Here is a 1612-nt window from a genome sequence, read left to right as displayed (position 1 = left end):
TATTACAATAAATTTGGACAGGAAAGCCGGGCAGCCAGTCCGGCTTTCTCTCCATCTCGTGCCTAAGCTACAATAAGGGGAGCAACTGGCTGACCAATCCCTCCTTGGGCTTTTATGTCCGTTCGAAAGACTGTCAGCCATCCTCTTGTTGCAGCGTTCGATTTGAGCAGGTTGAGCCACCGGGTGCCGGAGAGTTCGTGTCACGCAATAGATTGAATCGGCAACGAGAAAAGATGGATTCCGGTTGCGAATTCTTTGTATTGGAGGAATGGGAATGAACTGCGTTGGCATCGATGTTTCCAAGGGCAAGAGCACGATTGCAGTCATGCGGCCCTTTGGAGAGGTAGTGGTTTCACCTTTTGAAGTGTGCCACACCGCCAGTGAACTGAGCGAGCTGGCAAGGCTGCTCAAAAGCCTGGACGGCGAGACCCGTGTGGTGATGGAATCCACGGGCAATTACCATGCGCCTGTGGCCTGGCTGCTCCACGGCGCGGGGCTTTATGTTTCCGTAGTCAATGCAATGCTGGTGCACGACTACGGGAACAACAGTTTAAGACGGGGCAAGACCGACAAGAAGGATGCCGTGAAGCTGGCCAACTACGGTCTTGACCACTGGCTCACACTTCCGAGATATGTCCCGGAAGAAGATGCCCGGCTCATGTTGAAGACCTGCTACCGGCAGTACCAACAGTATTCCAAAGTACAGACCATGCTGAAAAACAACTTGATCTCCCTGCTGGACACCGCTTTCCCTGATGCAAACCGTCTGTTTACCAGTCCGCCCCGCGCCGATGGCAGCGAAAAGTGGGTGGACTTTGTAGCTGCTTTCTGGCATTGCGAATGTGTCTGTGGTCTGTCTAAGAAAGTCTTTACCACCAAGTACCAGAAGTGGTGCAGAAAGCACGGCTACAATTTCAGTGAAGATAAGGCGCTGGACATTTATGCCTCCGCCTGTGGACGCTTCGGTGTCATGCCGAAAACAAATACGGCAAAACTTTTGGTAGAACAGGCCATTTCCCAACTCCAGGCAACTTCCGCCGCATTAGCTGCTCTCAAACAGGAGATGCAGTCTCTGGCAGCTTCTCTGCCGGAGTATCCTGTAGTGATGGGGATGTTTGGTGTTGGCCCCACACTCGGCCCCCAACTCATAGCTGAAATTGGCGATGTGCGCCGTTTTCATTCCAAGAAAGCGCTGGTGGCCTTTGCGGGCATTGACGCCCCACCCTACCAATCCGGCCAAATGGATGTCCGTAGCCGTAGCATTTCTAAGCGGGGATCTGCCTCCCTGCGCAGGACGCTCTTTCTGGTGATGGGTGTCATCCTACAATGCGCTCCAACGGATGAGCCGGTCTACCAGTTCATGAACAAGAAACGCTCTGAGGGCAAGCCCTACCGTGTCTACATGATGGCATCCGCCAACAAGTTCCTACGCATCTACTACGCTTCTGTGAAAGCCTACTTGGATTCTCTGGAGCACAACTAATTTTCGTGTCATACCATCTGGCTGGCCGCCGTTTCGATTTTGAGATGCTCAGCGGCTTGATTTTGTGTTGTCTTTTTGCCGCTCCCCCAAATCTAAAATTTCTACTTGACTTTTGTTAGCAGGTCTTTC

At 52.4% G+C, this 1612-nt stretch carries 1 protein-coding gene; it reads left to right on the top strand.

Features of this window, described 5'->3' with window-relative positions:
* Positions 1-274: 274 nt before the first annotated feature.
* On the top strand, positions 275-1483 hold the full coding sequence (locus tag B5G34_RS18125; RefSeq protein ID WP_087340689.1) for an IS110 family transposase: 1209 nt from the start codon (positions 275-277) through the stop codon (positions 1481-1483).
* The last annotated feature ends 129 nt before the right edge of the window (positions 1484-1612 follow it).

The organism is Flavonifractor sp. An82 (assembly GCF_002159265.1).
In the GTDB taxonomy this organism is placed as follows: Bacteria; Bacillota; Clostridia; order Oscillospirales; family Oscillospiraceae; genus Flavonifractor.
Note: the sequence above shows the minus strand (reverse complement) of the source record. Positions and strands in the feature narration are given on the sequence as shown.